Genomic DNA, 17145 nt, shown 5'->3' with positions numbered 1-17145 from the left:
ACTTAGCTTTCTAAACAAACTAAGTGTTTAACTTTAGCAATCATTCCACGTATAGACGGAGAATCTTCCAAAATACGTACACGATTTAACTTATTCAACCCCAGGCCAATTAAGGTAGAGCGTTGATTAGATGAGCGGCGTATAGGACTTCCAATTTGTCTCACTGTCAAACCTTTAGAAGAGGGGGCTTTCTTAACCATTTCATATTCCTTTTACAGCAAAAGCGACTTATTCGCTTACATTTACACGACCACGTCGCGCTTGAAGAGTTGCATACTTCAAATCTCTTTGAGCAGCTATAGTCCTCGGATGTATTTGCTTTTGCAAAGCATCAAAAGTTGCACGAACCATGTTATACGGATTAGAAGACCCAAGAGATTTAGCAACTACATCTTGTACACCTACAGCTTCAAATACTGCGCGCATAGGCCCACCTGCTATAATTCCTGTACCAACAGAAGCTGAACGTAAAAGAACTTTACCAGCTCCATGCCTGCCCTCTATGTCATGATGCAAGGTTCTACCTGCATTCAAAGGAACACGTATAAGAACACGCTTTGCTGCATCAGTAGCTTTTCGAACAGCCTCTGAAACTTCACGAGCCTTACCATGCCCGAAACCAACTCTGCCTTTTTGATCCCCTACCACCACAAGAGCAGCAAAACCAAACCTACGTCCACCCTTAACAACTTTTGCTACACGATTGATATGAACCAGACGTTCGACAAAAGCATTAGTTCGATTTTCATCATTATTTCGTTCTTTTGGTGCCATTCCTATATTCCTTTTTCTTTTCCGGAAGCACTCCGATTTAATGCAAGCTTAAAAACTTTACCTTAAGCCAAGCACAATAAATTAAAAAGCCAAACCACCTTCACGAGCAGCATCGGCTAAAGCTTTCACACGACCATGATAAAGGTAAGCCCCCCTATCAAACACTAATTTTGAAATATCTTGCTTAATTGCACGCTCCGCAAGCAGCTTTCCCACAGCGATCGCAGCGTTGACGTTACCGCCATTTTTAAACTCATTTTTTAAAATTGAATCCAAAGAAGACGCGGAAACAAGCGTCAAACCTTTAGAATCATCGATTATTTGAGCATAAATATTCAAGTTAGATCGATAAACACTTAAACGAAATCTATCGGCAGATACCGCCTTAAGCTTACGACGTACTCTAGCAGCACGACGGTGAATCATTTTTTTAGACGAAGACATAATGCTATTTCCTACTTTTTCTTACCTTCTTTACGAACTACACGTTCATCAACATATTTTATTCCCTTACCCTTATATGGCTCCGGCGAGCGATATTCACGAATTTCAGCAGCTACTTGACCAACTTGTTGCTTATCTATACCAGAAACAATAATCTCTGTGGGTTTTGGCACAACTACAGTCACACCAGAAGGCACTTTATATAATACATCATGGCTAAAACCTAATGATAATTGCACATCTGCCCCCTTCATAGCTGCCCGGTAGCCCACGCCATTAATTTCAAGTTTCTTCTCAAACCCAGTTGTAACACCTTTAACCAAATTTTCAATCATACTACGAGAAAGCCCCCACTTAGCACGAGCACTTTTAGTTTGATCACGTGGTTCGACTGAAATAAAATTATCAACTGACTTTAACATTATTTCATCATTAGCTACAAAAACTAATTGACCCTTGGGCCCCTTAATTGTTACTTTTTGCCCAGAAACCTCCGCTGTAACACCAGAAGGAAGAGAAATAGGTTTTTTACCAATACGAGACATCAACTTATCCTGTCTTCTTTATAACATATTTTAGTTATTATTAAAAAATCTGGCACAATAACTCGCCGCCAACATTTTTTTCCTTAGCTTCATGATCAGCCATAACCCCACGAGGTGTAGACAAAATTGCAACACCCAGCCCATTCGAAATCTGTGGGATAGAATCTACTGAAACATAAACACGACGTCCAGGCTTAGAAATTCTTGACAACTTTCTTATTACTGGCTGCCCATCATAATATTTAAGTTCAATTTGTATTTTAGATTTACCATTTTCATAAGCAATTTTAGAGAAATCTTTAAGATATCCCTCAGCTTTCAACACCTGCAAAACTCGCAGCCGTAAAGTAGAAGCAGGAGTTTCAATTTTTTCTTTTCTACGAGCTACAGCGTTTCTTATACGAGTAAGCATATCACCTATAGGATCAGATATCGACATAATAGTTCCTTTTACCAGCTAGATTTAACAATACCCGGGATATAACCCAGAGACCCAAGCTCACGCAAAGCTATACGAGACATCTTTAATTTACGATAATAAGCACGTGGACGCCCAGAAACCTCGCATCTATTACGAATACGATTCTTTGCAGAATTTCTAGGCATTTCAGCTAATTTTATAGTTGCCTTAAACCGCTCTTCAAGCGGAAGCGATTGATTCATAACTAAATCTTTAAGACGCTTACGACGATTAAAATTACTTTTAACCAATTCCTTACGACGATTGTTTTTTTGAACTGAACTTACCTTAGCCATCTAATCTCACTTACCTTTTTGTGTAATACGAAAAGGAAAATTAAAGGCCTTGAGTAACTCCCGTGCCTCATTATCCGTTTTCGCCGTAGTACAAACAATTATATCCATACCCCAAATCTGATCAACTTTATCATAATTAATTTCTGGAAAAACTATATGTTCTTTTAAACCAAATGCAAAATTGCCTCTACCATCAAAGCTCTTTGGGTTAAGCCCGCGGAAGTCACGAACACGAGGCAAAGCAATATTAATCAAGCGATCAATAAACTCATACATATGATTTTTACGCAAAGTAACTTTTGCACCCAAAGGCATGTTCTCCCGCACCTTAAACCCAGCGATAGAGTTCTTTGCTCGTGTAACTACGGCTTTTTGCCCTGCAATCAAACTAAGATCAGCTGCCGCCGTCGTTGGCTTCTTTGAATCACCAACAGCCTCACCTACTCCCATATTAAGTACAATCTTAGAAATACGAGGGATTTGCAATTCATTAATATACGAGAACTGCTCCAAAAGCTGCTTGGAAACAACATCTTTATAATATTTCTTCAAACGTGCTTCGTGCGTATACTCAGCCATCTATTTTTTCTCCTGAACGCTTAGACACTCTCAGCTTCTTACCATCTTCAATAATAAAACCGATTCTAGTTGGCCTGCCTGTTGTAACATCAAGAATAGCGACATTGGACAAATGAATTGGAGCTTCTTTACTAATTATGCCACCTTCTTGCTTTTGATTCTGTTTTTGATGCCGTTTTACAATATTAATATTTTCTACAACAACGCAATTGTCCCTAATATGCACCTCTAAAACAATACCAGATCGCCCCTTATCCTTACCAGAAAGCACGACAACCTTATCGCCTTTTTTTATTTTCTGCATTTACTTAACTCCTTACAGAACTTCTGGTGCCAGTGACACAATTTTCATATGCCCCTTACCACGAAGTTCACGAGGGACAGGTCCAAAAATACGAGTCCCTATCGGCTCTTTTTTATTATCTACCAAAACTGCAGCATTATTATCAAATCTAATTACACTACCGTCAGCGCGGCGTATGTCCTTTGCCGTACGAACAACAACGGCTTTCATAACATCACCCTTTTTAACCCGCGCGCGCGGGATAGCTTCTTTAACGGAAACCACTATAATATCTCCCACCGAAGCAAATTTACGCTTAGACCCGCCTAGCACTTTGATGCACATAACACGACGAGCACCGGAATTATCTGCGACATCAAGATTGGTTTGCATCTGAATCATAGCTAGCTGCCTTCCTTCATAATTAATTCATCACAACATGTTTGACATAACTAAGATCAACTGTCAAACAATTATTTTAAGTTACAAGCAAATTAACTATTATTTGCTAAAACTATCCAACATTTATCTTTGGAAATCGGTCGCGATTCTTGAATAGAAACTTGATCTCCAATATTAAAAGCATTGTGCTCATCATGAGCTTTATATTTTTTTGTCTGACTCACAGTCTTTTTCAAAAGCGGGTGAGAAAAACGACGTTCAACTTTAACAACAACAGTCTTATCACCCTTATTACTGGAGACAACACCTTGTAAAACACGCTTTGGCATACTCAGTAGATCCTTATTCTTTATTTAGCTTTTTGACAGACTATTGTGCGAACGCGAGCAATTTGACGTCGCACCTTTTTAATATCTGAAGTTTTTTCTACTTGTCCAGCTGCCTGTTGAAAACGTAAATTAAACTGTTCTTTTTTTAATTTAGAAAGCTCTTCACGCAGCTGATCAAGCGATTGTAGTTTTAACTCTGATAACTTCATTTAATCCTCACCATAAAACCTAATCAATAATACGTTGCACAAAACGAGTTTTTACAGGCAATTTAGCAGCGCCTAATCTAAAAGCTTCACGAGCAATTTCCTCTGATACTCCGTCCAACTCAAATAGAATACGACCAGGAGCCACACGCATAGCCCAATAATCTACGCTACCCTTACCCTTTCCCATACGAACCTCAGTTGGCTTCGCTGTGACAGGAAGATCTGGAAAAATTCGGATCCAAACACGACCAGCTCTTTTCATATAACGAGTAATTGCACGCCTAGCCGCTTCAATTTGCCTAGCAGTTACACGTTCTGGCTCAAGAGCTTTAATGCCATAAGTTCCAAAATTTAATTCAACTCCGCCCTTAGAAACACCATGAATCCGCCCTTTAAATTGCTTTCGAAATTTTGTGCGCTTTGGCTGTAACATTTCAGTATACTCCCATATCCCTTTACATTAACGCTTAAGCGTTCTCATGACGACGACCAGCTGTTTTATTCAAACTATCACCATCTAAAAAACGTCGCTCAGCAGCCATAACATCATGTTCCAAAATTTCGCCTTTAAAGACCCAAACTTTTACACCACAGATGCCATACGCTGTAAGAGCTTCTGCCGTGCCATAATCTATATCAGCACGCAAGGTATGAAGAGGAACACGACCTTCCCTATACCACTCCATACGAGCAATTTCAGCACCGCCAAGGCGACCTGAACAATTAATTCTGATACCTTCTGCGCCTAATCGCATAGCAGCTTGTACAGCTCTTTTCATAGCCCTACGAAAAGCGACACGCCGTTCTAGCTGCTGCGCTATAGAGCTAGCAATAGAATTAGCGTCAATCTCAGGCTTACGAACCTCAACTATATTAAGGGAAACCTCAGAATTTGCCACAAGCGCAATACGGCGACGTAACTTTTCAATTTCAGCACCCTTTTTACCAATAAGCAGCCCCGGACGAGCGCAATAAATAGTAATTCGACATTTACGATGCGGTCTCTCTATAAAAATTTTTGAAATACCAGCTTGTTTAATTTCCTTATTAATCAGAGATCTAATCTTTAAATCATTATGTAGTAAATTTCCAAAATCCCCAGAATCGGCATACCACTTTGAATCCCAAGTGCGATTTATCCCCAAACGCAAGCCAATTGGATTTATCTTTTGACCCATTACGCCGCCTCCTCTGTATCAGGCATTTGTTTAACAATTATAGTAAGATGAGAAAAAGGTTTTTCTATTCTACTAGCTCGGCCACGACCTCGAACATGAAAACGCTTCATAACCATAGCTTTACCCACATATGATTCTTTAACAACCAACCTATCAATATCTAAATTGTGATTATTTTCCGCATTTGAAATAGCAGATTCAAGAGTCTTCTTAACAGTTAGCGCGATTCTTTTTCTTGAAAATTGTAACTCAGCCAAAGCAACAGCGACGTTTTTATTACGTATCATAGCAGCAACTAACTGCAACTTTTGTGGACTAACACGTATAGACTTAGTTACAGCCTTAGCTTCATCATCTTTCAAATAGCGAGGAGTCTTAGATTTACTCATTATTACTATTTCCTCTTTGCCTTTTTATCGGCCCCATGGCCGTAATAAGTTCTAGTAGGAGAAAATTCTCCAAATTTATGCCCAACCATTTCTTCAGTAACCGAAACCGGTATATGCTTAATACCATTATATACTGCAAAGGTTAATCCTACAAATTGAGGCAAAATTGTAGACCGCCTACTCCACATCTTTATAACATCATGACGACCACTATTTTTAACAGTATCAGCTTTTTTAAGCAGATACCCATCAACAAATGGTCCTTTCCAAATTGAACGTGACACGGTAAAAATTCCTCACTTATTTTTTGCGCTGATGACGTGACCTCATAATAAACTTATCAGTAAGTTTATTAGAACGTGTTTTTTTGCCTTTAGTAGGCTTCCCCCAAGGGGAAACTGGATGACGCCCGCCTGAAGTACGACCTTCACCGCCACCATGCGGGTGATCAACTGGATTCATAGCAACACCACGGACATGAGGGCGCTTACCTCGCCATCTAGACCGACCTGCTTTACCATCTTTGATATTAGAGTGATCTGGATTGGAAACAGCCCCTATAGTAGCATAACAAGACCCAAGAACCAAGCGTTGTTCACCAGAGTTTAATCTAACGATAACCATACCCTGATCCCTGCCTATCAATTGTGCATACGCCCCAGCAGAACGAGCTATTTGCCCCCCTTTACCTGGTTTAAGCTCTACATTATGAATAATAGTTCCAACCGGAATATTAGAAAGCATCATAGCATTTCCAATTTTAACATCAACAGAGTCCCCAGCCAGCACCACATCGCCAACAGACATCTTTTGCGGCGCCAAAATATAACTATATTGTGAGTCCTGATACCTTATCAAAGCTATAAATGCAGATCTATTTGGATCATACTCCAAGCGCTCAACATTACCAACAATGTTTCTCTTACTTCTTTTAAAATCTATTAACCGATAAGTACGTTTATGGCCACCACCTTGAAAACGTGCAGTAATACGACCTGTATTATTACGCCCACCCTTAGAAGACAATCCCTGAGTAAGAGTTTTTAAAGGCTTACCTTTATGCAAAGATGAACGATCCACAGAAACTAACTGGCGCTGTCCTGGCGTTGTCGGGTTAAAATGCTTAAGTGCCATATCCTACTCTCCCAATTTTCCTAAAGACTACTTGAAACATCTATTGATTGACCAGCCATCAAACGCACAAATGCCTTCTTTAAATCGCGTTGCTTACCGACAACCCCCTTAAACCTTTTGGTTTTTCCTTTACGAATAGAAGTATTAATAGATTTTACATTAACACCAAAAAGAGCTTCAACAGCTGCCTTTATGGATGGTTTAGTAGAATCACGCGCAACTTTAAAAACAAAAACATCGCTCTCAGACAATAAAGTAGATTTTTCAGTTACTATTGGACTAAGAATTGTGTCATAATGTCGTAAATCTATCATTTAAAACGCTCCTCAAGAGATTCCACAGCTGCCTTTGATAAAACAAGTTTATCACGACGCAAAATATCGTAAACATTAATACCAGCAACTGAAAGCACATCAACATTTGGAATGTTTCGTACTCCGCGAGAAAATATCTCCGCCTCATCTCCATCAGCGATAAAAAGAACATTCAACAAATCGAGAGAATGAAGCAACTTGCTAATACTAGATGTTTTTACATCATCAATATCAAACTTGTCAACCACCAACAAATCATTTGTTTGAGTTTTTGAAGAAAGCGCACACTTCAAGCCCAAAGCACGTATTTTTTTAGGAAGATCTATAGCATAAGATCTAGTAACTGGACCGTGAGACTTTCCACCACCTCGAAACTGCGATACCCTGGCCGAAGAATGCCGCGCTCGCCCAGTACCCTTTTGCTTATACATCTTGGCACCAGTTCTACTAACATCAGATCTAGTTTGCACATCATGCGTACCCTGTTGCCGTTTTAGCAACTGCCATCGAACCACACGTTGCAAAATATCTTCACGAGGAGGCAAAGCAAATATAGAATCAGAAACTACTATAGCCCCCAAATCTAAGTTAGTCAAACTCTTAACAGATAACTCCATTACGCAACCCCCTCAGTAACAAAGCCTACATTATTTGCAATTTCGCTAGATACAAGCCCAGCTGGAATTGGCACATTAACTGGTAAAGAAGACTTTATAGCGTCCCTCATAAGCACCCAGGACCCCTTAGCTCCGGGGACAGCGCCTTTAACCAATATAAGTTTACGATTAGTGTCTGTAGAAACAACTTCCAAATTTTGTATGGTTACGCGGCTATTTCCCATATGCCCAGCCATTTTCTTTCCTTTAAAAACTTTACCAGGATCCTGACATTGCCCTGTAGAACCATGAGCACGATGAGTTATAGAATTACCATGACTAGCTCTATGCCCACCAAAATTATGCCGCTTCATAACACCAGCAAACCCCTTACCTATAGAAATACCAGTAATATCAACCTTTTGCCCAACAACAAAATGTTCTACGCTAAATTCTGCACCTGGTGGTAAAAGATTTTCAGCAGAAACCCTAAATTCAACCAATTTCATCTTAGGCTCAATTGAGACTTTAGAAAAATGCCCCCGTAATGCCTTAGAAACATTTTTTACTTTGGCTGCTCCTATAGCAAGCTGAAGAGCTACGTAACCATTAGTTTCCTTAGTAAGCTGTGTAACAACTTGACATCCATCTAACTGCAGAACAGTTACAGGAATATGATCACCCGCATCGTTATAAATACGAGTCATACCTAGCTTTTGCGCAATAACACCTGACCGCATCTAGCACCCCCTCTATATTCAAGCTCAAAGCTTGATTTCAATATCTACACCTGCAGACAAATCGAGCTTCATAAGAGCATCAACAGTCTGCGGTGTTGGATCAATAATATCAAGCAAACGCTTGTGTGTACGGATTTCAAATTGCTCACGACTTTTTTTATCGATATGAGGACCTCTATTAACCGTAAATTTTTCAATTCTAAGCGGTAACGGAATAGGCCCACGCACATTAGCACCTGTACGCTTAGCCGTCGAAACAATTTCCCTTGTAGAAATGTCAATAATCCGGTGATCAAACGCCTTAAGGCGAATACGGATATTCTGGCCATTCATATTAAAAATCCTTATATCTTGGAACCAACAAAATCGAAAGAAACTTATTCTATTGAAAAGTTCCTATATACTCTTACTCTATTATCTTTGCCACTATTCCAGCCCCGACGGTCCGACCACCTTCACGTATAGCAAAACGTAATTTTTCTTCCATTGCTATTGGAACAATCAACGAAACATCTACAGCAACATTATCACCTGGCATCACCATTTCCACATCAGCCGGAAGGCTAACTATACCAGTGACATCTGTAGTCCTAAAATAAAATTGCGGACGATAATTTGTAAAAAATGGAGTATGGCGACCACCTTCATCTTTTGTCAAAATATAAGCCTCTGCCTGAAATTTCGTATGTGGAGTAACTGTTCCGGGCTTTGCTAAAACCTGCCCACGTTCAACACCTTCTCTGTCAACCCCGCGCAACAAAGCCCCAATATTATCACCAGCTTCACCTTGATCTAGAAGCTTGCGGAACATTTCTACACCAGTTACTGTAGTTTTTGAAGTAGGTTTAATACCCACAATTTCAATTTCTTCGCCAACTTTCACCACGCCACGCTCAACACGCCCTGTAACAACAGTACCACGACCAGAAATAGAAAAAACATCCTCGATTGGCATCAAAAACGGCTGATCAATCGGGCGCTGAGGAGTTGGAATATATTTATCAACTTCGGCCATTAATTGTCTAACAGCATCTTCTCCAATAGTTTTATCACTGTCCTCTAACGCAGCTAAAGCAGAACCCTTCACAACAGGTATGTCATCGCCGGGAAAGTCGTATTTAGATAATAGCTCACGAACTTCTAGCTCAACTAATTCCAGAAGCTCTGCGTCATCAACTTGATCTACCTTATTCAGAAAAACCACTATAGCAGGAACCCCAACTTGTCGAGCAAGCAAAATATGCTCACGCGTTTGCGGCATAGGGCCATCAGCTGCAGAAACAACCAATATCGCTCCATCCATCTGAGCCGCACCAGTAATCATATTTTTTACATAATCGGCATGTCCAGGGCAATCCACATGCGCATAATGGCGCTGTTCTGTTTCATACTCCACATGAGCCGTAGAAATAGTTATACCGCGAGCTCTTTCTTCTGGAGCTGCATCGATTTGATCATAAGCGCGAAACTCACCGAAATATTTCGTAATTGCCGCCGTCAATGAGGTCTTTCCATGATCAACATGCCCTATCGTACCTATATTAACATGCGGCTTATTACGTTCAAACTTACTTTTTGCCATGTGAAATCTCCACTTTTGCTTTTAAAATTTAATTAACCTAACGCAGCAGTTACAATAATTACTACGCATATTTTTTCTGAATTTCTTGCGAAACCGCTGCAGGCACAGCCTCATAATGATCAAATATCATTATATATTGAGCCCGCCCCTGACTCATAGACCTAAGGGAGTTAACATAACCAAACATGTTCGCCAAAGGAACCATAGCATTAACCACAGTAGAAACACCCCGAGTTTCTGTACCAGATATCTGCCCACGACGTGAATTTAAATCTCCGATAACATCTCCAACATAATCTTCAGGAGTAACCACTTCAACCTTCATAATCGGCTCTAAAAGCTGTGCTCCAGCTTTTTTAGCACCATCCCGAAAAGCAGCACGAGCAGCAATCTCAAACGCCAAAACAGAAGAGTCAACATCATGATAAGCACCATCAATTAAAGTAGCTTTTACACCAAGCATAGGAAACCCAGCCAACGGCCCAGATCCCATTACGCTTTCTATACCCTTCTTTACACCAGGGATATATTCTTTCGGCACAGCCCCACCAACAATTTTTGAATCAAAGACAAAATCATCGCCATCATGAGGCTCAAAAACAATTTTAACACGAGCAAACTGACCAGAACCACCGGACTGCTTTTTATGCGTATAATCAATTTCAGCTTCGCGAGTAATAGTTTCACGATAAGCTACCTGAGGCTGCCCAACATTAGCCTCCACCTTAAACTCACGCTTCATCCTATCAATAATAATATCCAAATGCAACTCACCCATACCAGCTATTATAGTCTGACCAGATTCTTCATCAGATTTCACGCGAAAAGAAGGATCTTCTGCAGCCAATCTATTGAGTGCCAATCCCATTTTTTCCTGATCAGCTTTAGTTTTTGGTTCTATAGCGATCTCAATAACAGGCTCAGGAAACTCCATGCGCTCCAATATTATCGGCTTGAGAGGATCACACAATGTATCGCCAGTAGTTGTCTCTTTAAGACCAGCAAGAGCTATAATATCACCAGCAAAAGCCTCCTCAATATCTTCACGAGAATTGGAATGCATTTGCAACATACGCCCCAATCGCTCCTTTTTACCCTTAACAGTATTTTCTAAAGAAAGCCCTTTTGTAACCTTTCCAGAATAAACACGACAAAAAGTCAAGGATCCAACAAACGGATCATTCATGATTTTAAAAGCCAACATCGAAAGAGGAGCATCATCAGAAGACTCTCGAGTTGCTTCTTGCTCAGTCTTAACGTCAATCCCAGAGATAGCAGGAACATCTACTGGAGAAGGAAGATAAGCAATAACCGCATCCAAAAGCGGCTGAACACCGCGATTTTTAAAAGCAGACCCACAAAGCACAGGATGAAAATTTACTTTTATCGTACCACTACGTATAAGAGCAACAAGCTCCTCATTAGTAGGCATAACACCATTGAGATAAGCTTCGGTAGCAGCCTCATCTACTTCCACCGCTGTCTCTATAAGAAGCTCACGATACTGCGCGGCCCTATCTTTCAAATCTTCAGGAATATCAATCTCTGTCGCTGACGCACCAATAGTACCATCCCAGATATAGGCCTTCATTTCAACTAAATCAACTATACCCTGAAAATCATTTTCAGCGCCTATAGGTAATTGCAAAACTAAAGCCTTCGCACCCAGTCTTGACCCAACCATTTCAACAGAACGATAAAAATCTGCACCAATTTTGTCCATTTTATTAACAAAAACCATACGAGGCACACGATATTTCTCCGCCTGGCGCCAAACTGTTTCCGTTTGAGGCTCAACACCAGCATTAGCATCCAAAAGCGCTATAGCACCGTCCAGAACACGCAAAGAGCGCTCCACCTCTATAGTAAAATCAACGTGGCCAGGAGTATCTATAATATTAAAACGACATTTTTGACCATTTTTATCTTGCCAAAACGTTGTAGTAGCGGCAGAAGTAATAGTAATACCACGCTCTTGCTCTTGAGCCATCCAATCCATAGTAGAAGCGCCATCATGCGTCTCCCCAATTTTATGATTTTTACCCGTATAGAACAAAATACGCTCCGTCATCGTAGTCTTACCAGCATCGATATGAGCCATAATACCAAAATTACGATAATCCTGTATCTTATATTCGCGCGCCATTTATTTTGCCTTCGTTAATCTACATTTACCATTTATAGTGCGAGAATGCACGATTAGCCTCAGCCATACGATGCGTATCTTCACGCTTTTTAATCGCCGACCCACGATTATTAGCAGCGTCGGCCAACTCAGCAGAAAGACGCCCCACCATAGTATTTTCATTACGAGAACGGGCAGCGGAAATCAACCAACGAATTGCAAGAGCCTGACGACGGCTAGGACGAACCTCCACCGGAACCTGATAAGTAGCACCACCAACACGACGAGAGCGCACTTCAACATGCGGAGCCACACTATCCAAAGCTTTATGAAAAATCTCAACAGGATCAGACTTAAGCTTAGATTCTATCGCATCTAAAGCACCATAAACGATACGCTCTGCTACCGATTTTTTACCATTATACATGATAGAATTCATAAATTTCATCAACACCAAATCACCATATTTAGGATCTGGATTAATTTCACGTTTTTCGGCTTTATGACGACGCGACATCTTTTACCCTTCTAATATTATTTAGGACGCTTAGCGCCATACTTAGAGCGACGCTGCTTTCTGTCTTTAACACCCTGCGTATCCAAAACACCACGAATAACATGGTAACGAACACCAGGCAAGTCTTTTACACGCCCTCCACGAATCATAACAACAGAGTGCTCTTGAAGATTATGCCCCTCACCAGGAATATAACCTATAACCTCGAACCCATTAGTAAGTCTAATTTTAGCAACTTTTCGCAAAGCTGAGTTAGGTTTTTTGGGCGTAGTAGTATATACCCTAGTACAGACACCACGCTTTTGTGGATTTTCTTGCAAAGCAGGCACTTTATTACGCTTACCAGGAACCTCTCTAGGTTTACGTATCAACTGATTTACGGTAGGCATATAACCTTTTCCCTTTTTAAAAGCTCTTTAAATAAGAGCAAGATAATTAACAAACACAGCAAGCAAAAGCAAGCAAAAAAAACAAAATCTCTACGGCTAGCCACAAATTAGCACACGCGAAACTAGCACGCCCTTAATATGATAGGAAGCAAAAGCTTCATCAGATAGCAATAGAAATAAAATCAATAAAACCGACACAAAACATAATGGGTTAAACATTAAACTTTGTAGTCGTTTACAGTGATCTATTGATACGCATTAATTAACTATATGTCAAGAGCTTATACATAAAATTGCGAGATAATTTTATTTTATTTTCAAAACACTATCCGAATGTACAATTTATGCTAATAGCCACATGGAATATCGCTGGAATCAAAGCTCGATTAGGAACTTTATTAAAATGGATCGAAGATTGCAACCCAGACATAATATGCCTACAAGAAACTAAAAGCGCGCCAGAAAATTTCCCTTTTAACGACTTTGAAACCTTAGGTTACCAAATCGCCTTAAATACACAGCCCCAATTTAATGGTGTAGCAATCTTAACAAAAGAAAAGCCTTCTCAAATTGTTTGGGGGCTTGCAACACTAGAATCAAATGAACAGGCCAGATTGATTAAAATAACTATTAATAACAAATGTGGAGATATCCATTTATATTGTTTATACGCGCCTAACGGGAATCCATTACACAGCGAAAAATATATTTATAAATTAAATTGGTTAAATGACTTTTACAATTTATTAAAAATCCAAGCCTCTCTAGATAAAATTATAATTCTTGCTGGCGACTTTAATATTATTTCAAAAAAAACTGATGCAAAAGACATAGAGCAGTGGAAAGAAGATGCGCTATACAGTTTACAGGCCAGGAAAAGCCTAAATAAAATAAAGCAGCTGGGCTTTCTTGACGCTAATGAATTATGTAATTTAAACTCACATTATAGTTTTTGGGATTTTCAGAAAGGTGCATGGCAAAAAAACAACGGCATAAGAATAGATTTTTTATTATTATCCCCAAGAGCAGCAGATTTTTTAACGTTTTCTTCTACACAAAAATATGTACGGAATTGGGAAAAGCCATCCGACCACGTGCCTGTAATAGCAAAGCTAAACTTTACTGTGGCGACAAAGCGCGCATAGCATTTTCTAATTTTTCCTTTATGTCATGTAATTCGGCCAAACGCTGCTTGCTATTTTCAATGATTTCTATCTTAGCTTTTTTAATAAAATTCTCATTATTGAATTTAAACATTAGCTTATCTATTTCAACGCATATCTGAGATAACTCTTTCTCTAAGCGCTTTTTTTCAGCTGTAATATCAATAAATTTTCCTAAATCCATATAAAAAACAGCATCATTGATGATAATTTGCACGGCAGAATTCAAGGGCTGAGTTATTTTTTCAATAGAAGAAATACGCGCCAATTTTTTAATAATTTGCTCGTACGTACCAATAGCCTTTATTCTATCCTCATCGACTTTATATATTAGTAAAGAAGGCAAAGCGCTAGGAGCTATATTCATTTGTGAACGAACTGAACGAATTTCAGTAATTAAACTTATTATAAAATTAAGTTCCATAGCAGAATTTACAGCAGAAAATTTTAACTCAGGCCAACTAGTTACCGCTAACGCCCTGACCTCAGCCATGGGAGCAGTCGTCTGCTGCCACAACTCTTCTGTGATATATGGCATAAAAGGATGCAATAATTTATAAATCTGCTGCAAACAAAAGCCCATAACAAAGCGTACTTCTTGCTTATTATCGTCAGTTTGATCACTAAGCAAAATTGGCTTAACTAGTTCTAAATACCAATCGCAAAATGCCCCCCAAGTAAATTTATATAATTGCGAAGCAGCATCATTAAAGCGATTCGTGCCAATTGCTTCGGTAACAGCACAAATCGTTTGCGACAACTCATGCAAAATCCAAGAATTTATTGAGTAAGAAATCTTACTTAAATCAATTTCTTTAGCAAAATTTGCCTCATGCATTTGTGCAAATCGCGTCGCATTCCATAATTTAGTTGCAAAATTCCTATAACCAGCAATACGGGCAGGATCTAATTTAATATCTCGTCCCTGTGCGGCCATGATAGCCAAGGTAAAACGTAAAGCATCAGCTCCATATTCATCTATAAGCTCTAAAGGATCTACAACATTTCCCTTAGATTTAGACATCTTAGCTCCATATTTATCACGCACAAGTGCATGCATATATATAGTTTTAAACGGCACTTTATGGGTAAAATGCACGCCCATCATAATCATACGAGCTACCCAGAAAAAAATTAAATCAAATCCAGTTACCAGGTAATCTGTAGGATAATAAAGCTGAAAAGCTTCTGTCGGCTCTGGCCAACCCAAAGAAGAAAATGGCCACAATGCTGAAGAAAACCAGGTGTCCAGCACATCTTCATCACGCCTTAAAGAAACAGATTTACCATAATGGGCAAAAGCTGCAGCTTGAGCCTCCGCTTCTGTTTTTTCCACAAAAATTTTATCATCTGGACCATACCAAGCCGGAATTTGGTGGCCCCACCATAATTGACGTGAAACACACCAAGGCTGAATATTTTCCATCCACTGAAAATACGTCTTTTGCCAATTTTCCGGAACGAATTTAATTTGACCATCTCGTACAGCTTCTATAGCTGGTCCAGCAAGCGCTTTGGCATTTACGTACCATTGCTCTGTCAAAAACGGCTCAATTACAGCGCCACTGCGATCACCATGAGGAACAGCATGCGTATGATCTTCTATGTTATCTAAATAGCCATGCAACTCTAATTCTTCAACCAAGAGCTTACGCGCCTCGAATCTATCTAACCCCTCAAACTTATCCACCAACTGCATTAATTCTCTAGAGGAGGGTATATTTGCCCAAAATTCTGAATTTTTTTGCAAGAACAACTGCGCCCTACGGGAAAAAATATTGATAATAGGTAATTTGTGCCGTTTGCCAAGCTCGAAATCATTAACGTCATGCGCTGGCGTAATTTTTAACGCCCCAGATCCCAAAGTAACATCTACATAATCATCAGCAATTATAGGAATTTCGCGGGCAATGCAAGGAACAAAAACTGATTTACCTATTAAATCGTTATACCTATAATCAGTTGGATTTACAGCTATAGCGCTGTCACCAAAGATAGTTTCAGGTCTAGTTGTGGCTACAATTATAAAACTACTTTCGTTATTAGAATCAAACACCTTACCAGCTATAGGATACCTAATATAATATAAGGCGCCCATAACTTCTTTTTGCTCTACTTCTATATCAGAAATAGCTGTCAGCAAAGCCGGGTCCCAATTAACCAGGCGCTTATCTTTATAAATTAATCCTTCTTTATACAGGGTCACAAAAACTTCTAAAACTGCCTTTGACAAGCCTGCATCCATAGTGAAGCGCTCACGAGACCAATCACAAGATGCTCCCAGGCGCTGCATCTGATTTCCTATAACGCCTCCATATTGATCGCACCAAGACCAAACTTGCTTTAAAAATTCTTCTCGCCCTAGCTCTTGGCGGCTTGGTTGACCAGTTTGTGCTAAATGGCGCTCTACAACCATTTGCGCCGCAATGCCAGCATGATCTAACCCAGGTTGCCACAAAACATCCTTACCAGACATACGCATAAAACGAGCTATTATATCTTGTATAGTATTATTAAGAGCGTGGCCCATATGCAAAGAGCCAGTAAGATTAGGTGGGGGCAGCATCATAGAAAAAGTTTCAGCACCGATATTTTTACCAGCCTCAAAACACTTTTCTGCTGCCCATTTTTCTGAAATTTTCTTTTCTATTATCGCTGTATTATAAGTTTTTTCAAGCATCTAAAATAAACTAACTG

26 protein-coding genes are annotated in these 17145 nt (G+C 39.7%); 1 reads left to right on the top strand and 25 read right to left on the bottom strand.

Annotated elements, in window-relative coordinates:
* Positions 1-2 precede the first annotated feature (2 nt).
* From rpmD to rpsL, 24 genes are all read right to left on the bottom strand, one after another.
* Complete coding sequence (rpmD, locus tag QVL57_RS04775) at positions 3-200, bottom strand: 50S ribosomal protein L30 (protein ID WP_290076142.1); 198 nt, start codon at positions 198-200, stop codon at positions 3-5.
* A 28-nt stretch (positions 201-228) separates the two neighbouring features.
* A complete protein-coding gene (rpsE, locus tag QVL57_RS04770; RefSeq protein WP_290076140.1) occupies positions 229-774 on the bottom strand; it encodes a 30S ribosomal protein S5 in 546 nt (181 codons plus the stop codon).
* An 81-nt stretch (positions 775-855) separates the two neighbouring features.
* Positions 856-1218, bottom strand: coding sequence for a 50S ribosomal protein L18 (gene rplR, locus QVL57_RS04765; protein ID WP_290076138.1), 363 nt, complete (start codon positions 1216-1218; stop codon positions 856-858).
* A gap of 11 nt (positions 1219-1229) precedes the next feature.
* On the bottom strand, positions 1230-1763 hold the full coding sequence (gene rplF / locus QVL57_RS04760; RefSeq protein WP_290076137.1) for a 50S ribosomal protein L6: 534 nt from the start codon (positions 1761-1763) through the stop codon (positions 1230-1232).
* Between the two features lie 40 nt (positions 1764-1803).
* Positions 1804-2202: a 30S ribosomal protein S8 gene (rpsH, locus tag QVL57_RS04755; protein ID WP_290076135.1), complete on the bottom strand. Its 399-nt coding sequence runs from the start codon at positions 2200-2202 to the stop codon at positions 1804-1806.
* Positions 2203-2213: 11 nt separating this feature from the next.
* Entirely contained in the window at positions 2214-2519 is a 306-nt protein-coding gene (gene rpsN, locus QVL57_RS04750) for a 30S ribosomal protein S14 (protein WP_290076133.1), read from the bottom strand.
* 6 nt (positions 2520-2525) lie between these two features.
* The gene (rplE, locus tag QVL57_RS04745; protein WP_290076131.1) at positions 2526-3098 is read right to left on the bottom strand and encodes a 50S ribosomal protein L5; all 573 of its coding nucleotides are present in this window, start codon (positions 3096-3098) and stop codon (positions 2526-2528) included.
* Positions 3091-3402, bottom strand: coding sequence for a 50S ribosomal protein L24 (rplX, locus tag QVL57_RS04740; protein WP_290076130.1), 312 nt, complete (start codon positions 3400-3402; stop codon positions 3091-3093). Before rplX ends, rplE begins: the two co-directional genes overlap by 8 nt.
* Before the next feature lie 12 nt (positions 3403-3414).
* On the bottom strand, positions 3415-3783 hold the full coding sequence (gene rplN, locus QVL57_RS04735) for a 50S ribosomal protein L14 (protein WP_290076128.1): 369 nt from the start codon (positions 3781-3783) through the stop codon (positions 3415-3417).
* A 92-nt stretch (positions 3784-3875) separates the two neighbouring features.
* Positions 3876-4112 carry a 30S ribosomal protein S17 gene (gene rpsQ, locus QVL57_RS04730; RefSeq protein ID WP_290076126.1) on the bottom strand — a complete coding sequence of 79 codons (237 nt, stop codon included), beginning with the start codon at positions 4110-4112 and terminating at the stop codon, positions 3876-3878.
* A 20-nt stretch (positions 4113-4132) separates the two neighbouring features.
* The gene (rpmC, locus tag QVL57_RS04725) at positions 4133-4321 is read right to left on the bottom strand and encodes a 50S ribosomal protein L29 (protein ID WP_290076124.1); all 189 of its coding nucleotides are present in this window, start codon (positions 4319-4321) and stop codon (positions 4133-4135) included.
* 19 nt (positions 4322-4340) lie between these two features.
* Positions 4341-4754 (bottom strand): 50S ribosomal protein L16, encoded by a 414-nt coding sequence (gene rplP / locus QVL57_RS04720; protein ID WP_290076122.1) that lies wholly within the window; start codon positions 4752-4754, stop codon positions 4341-4343.
* A gap of 34 nt (positions 4755-4788) precedes the next feature.
* Complete coding sequence (gene rpsC, locus QVL57_RS04715) at positions 4789-5499, bottom strand: 30S ribosomal protein S3 (protein WP_290076121.1); 711 nt, start codon at positions 5497-5499, stop codon at positions 4789-4791.
* Positions 5499-5888 (bottom strand): 50S ribosomal protein L22, encoded by a 390-nt coding sequence (rplV, locus tag QVL57_RS04710; protein ID WP_290076119.1) that lies wholly within the window; start codon positions 5886-5888, stop codon positions 5499-5501. Before rplV ends, rpsC begins: the two co-directional genes overlap by 1 nt.
* 5 nt (positions 5889-5893) lie before the next feature.
* Positions 5894-6172: a 30S ribosomal protein S19 gene (gene rpsS, locus QVL57_RS04705; protein ID WP_290076118.1), complete on the bottom strand. Its 279-nt coding sequence runs from the start codon at positions 6170-6172 to the stop codon at positions 5894-5896.
* Between the two features lie 16 nt (positions 6173-6188).
* Positions 6189-7022, bottom strand: coding sequence for a 50S ribosomal protein L2 (rplB, locus tag QVL57_RS04700; protein ID WP_290076116.1), 834 nt, complete (start codon positions 7020-7022; stop codon positions 6189-6191).
* A 20-nt stretch (positions 7023-7042) separates the two neighbouring features.
* The gene (locus tag QVL57_RS04695; RefSeq protein ID WP_290076114.1) at positions 7043-7336 is read right to left on the bottom strand and encodes a 50S ribosomal protein L23; all 294 of its coding nucleotides are present in this window, start codon (positions 7334-7336) and stop codon (positions 7043-7045) included.
* Positions 7333-7953: a 50S ribosomal protein L4 gene (rplD, locus tag QVL57_RS04690; protein WP_290076113.1), complete on the bottom strand. Its 621-nt coding sequence runs from the start codon at positions 7951-7953 to the stop codon at positions 7333-7335. The genes QVL57_RS04695 and rplD overlap by 4 nt, the downstream gene beginning before the upstream one ends.
* Positions 7953-8672, bottom strand: coding sequence for a 50S ribosomal protein L3 (gene rplC / locus QVL57_RS04685; protein ID WP_290076111.1), 720 nt, complete (start codon positions 8670-8672; stop codon positions 7953-7955). Before rplC ends, rplD begins: the two co-directional genes overlap by 1 nt.
* A 24-nt stretch (positions 8673-8696) precedes the next feature.
* Entirely contained in the window at positions 8697-9005 is a 309-nt protein-coding gene (gene rpsJ / locus QVL57_RS04680; RefSeq protein WP_290076109.1) for a 30S ribosomal protein S10, read from the bottom strand.
* Positions 9006-9078: 73 nt separating this feature from the next.
* On the bottom strand, positions 9079-10254 hold the full coding sequence (gene tuf / locus QVL57_RS04675) for an elongation factor Tu (RefSeq protein WP_290076107.1): 1176 nt from the start codon (positions 10252-10254) through the stop codon (positions 9079-9081).
* A gap of 61 nt (positions 10255-10315) precedes the next feature.
* The gene (fusA, locus tag QVL57_RS04670) at positions 10316-12400 is read right to left on the bottom strand and encodes an elongation factor G (protein ID WP_290076106.1); all 2085 of its coding nucleotides are present in this window, start codon (positions 12398-12400) and stop codon (positions 10316-10318) included.
* A 25-nt stretch (positions 12401-12425) separates the two neighbouring features.
* On the bottom strand, positions 12426-12896 hold the full coding sequence (gene rpsG, locus QVL57_RS04665) for a 30S ribosomal protein S7 (RefSeq protein WP_290076104.1): 471 nt from the start codon (positions 12894-12896) through the stop codon (positions 12426-12428).
* Positions 12897-12913: 17 nt separating this feature from the next.
* The gene (gene rpsL, locus QVL57_RS04660; protein ID WP_290076103.1) at positions 12914-13285 is read right to left on the bottom strand and encodes a 30S ribosomal protein S12; all 372 of its coding nucleotides are present in this window, start codon (positions 13283-13285) and stop codon (positions 12914-12916) included.
* Between the two features lie 344 nt (positions 13286-13629).
* On the opposite strand from rpsL, the gene xth reads away from it, so the two are divergent.
* Positions 13630-14430: an exodeoxyribonuclease III gene (gene xth, locus QVL57_RS04655; protein WP_290076101.1), complete on the top strand. Its 801-nt coding sequence runs from the start codon at positions 13630-13632 to the stop codon at positions 14428-14430.
* On the opposite strand, the gene QVL57_RS04650 is transcribed toward xth, so the two are convergent.
* Entirely contained in the window at positions 14405-17128 is a 2724-nt protein-coding gene (locus tag QVL57_RS04650) for a valine--tRNA ligase (protein WP_290076099.1), read from the bottom strand. The genes xth and QVL57_RS04650 overlap by 26 nt on opposite strands.
* Between the last annotated feature and the right edge of the window lie 17 nt (positions 17129-17145).

Source organism: Bartonella sp. TP, from assembly GCF_030406085.1.
GTDB lineage: Bacteria > Pseudomonadota > Alphaproteobacteria > Rhizobiales > Rhizobiaceae > CALTWN01.
Note: the sequence above shows the minus strand (reverse complement) of the source record. Positions and strands in the feature narration are given on the sequence as shown.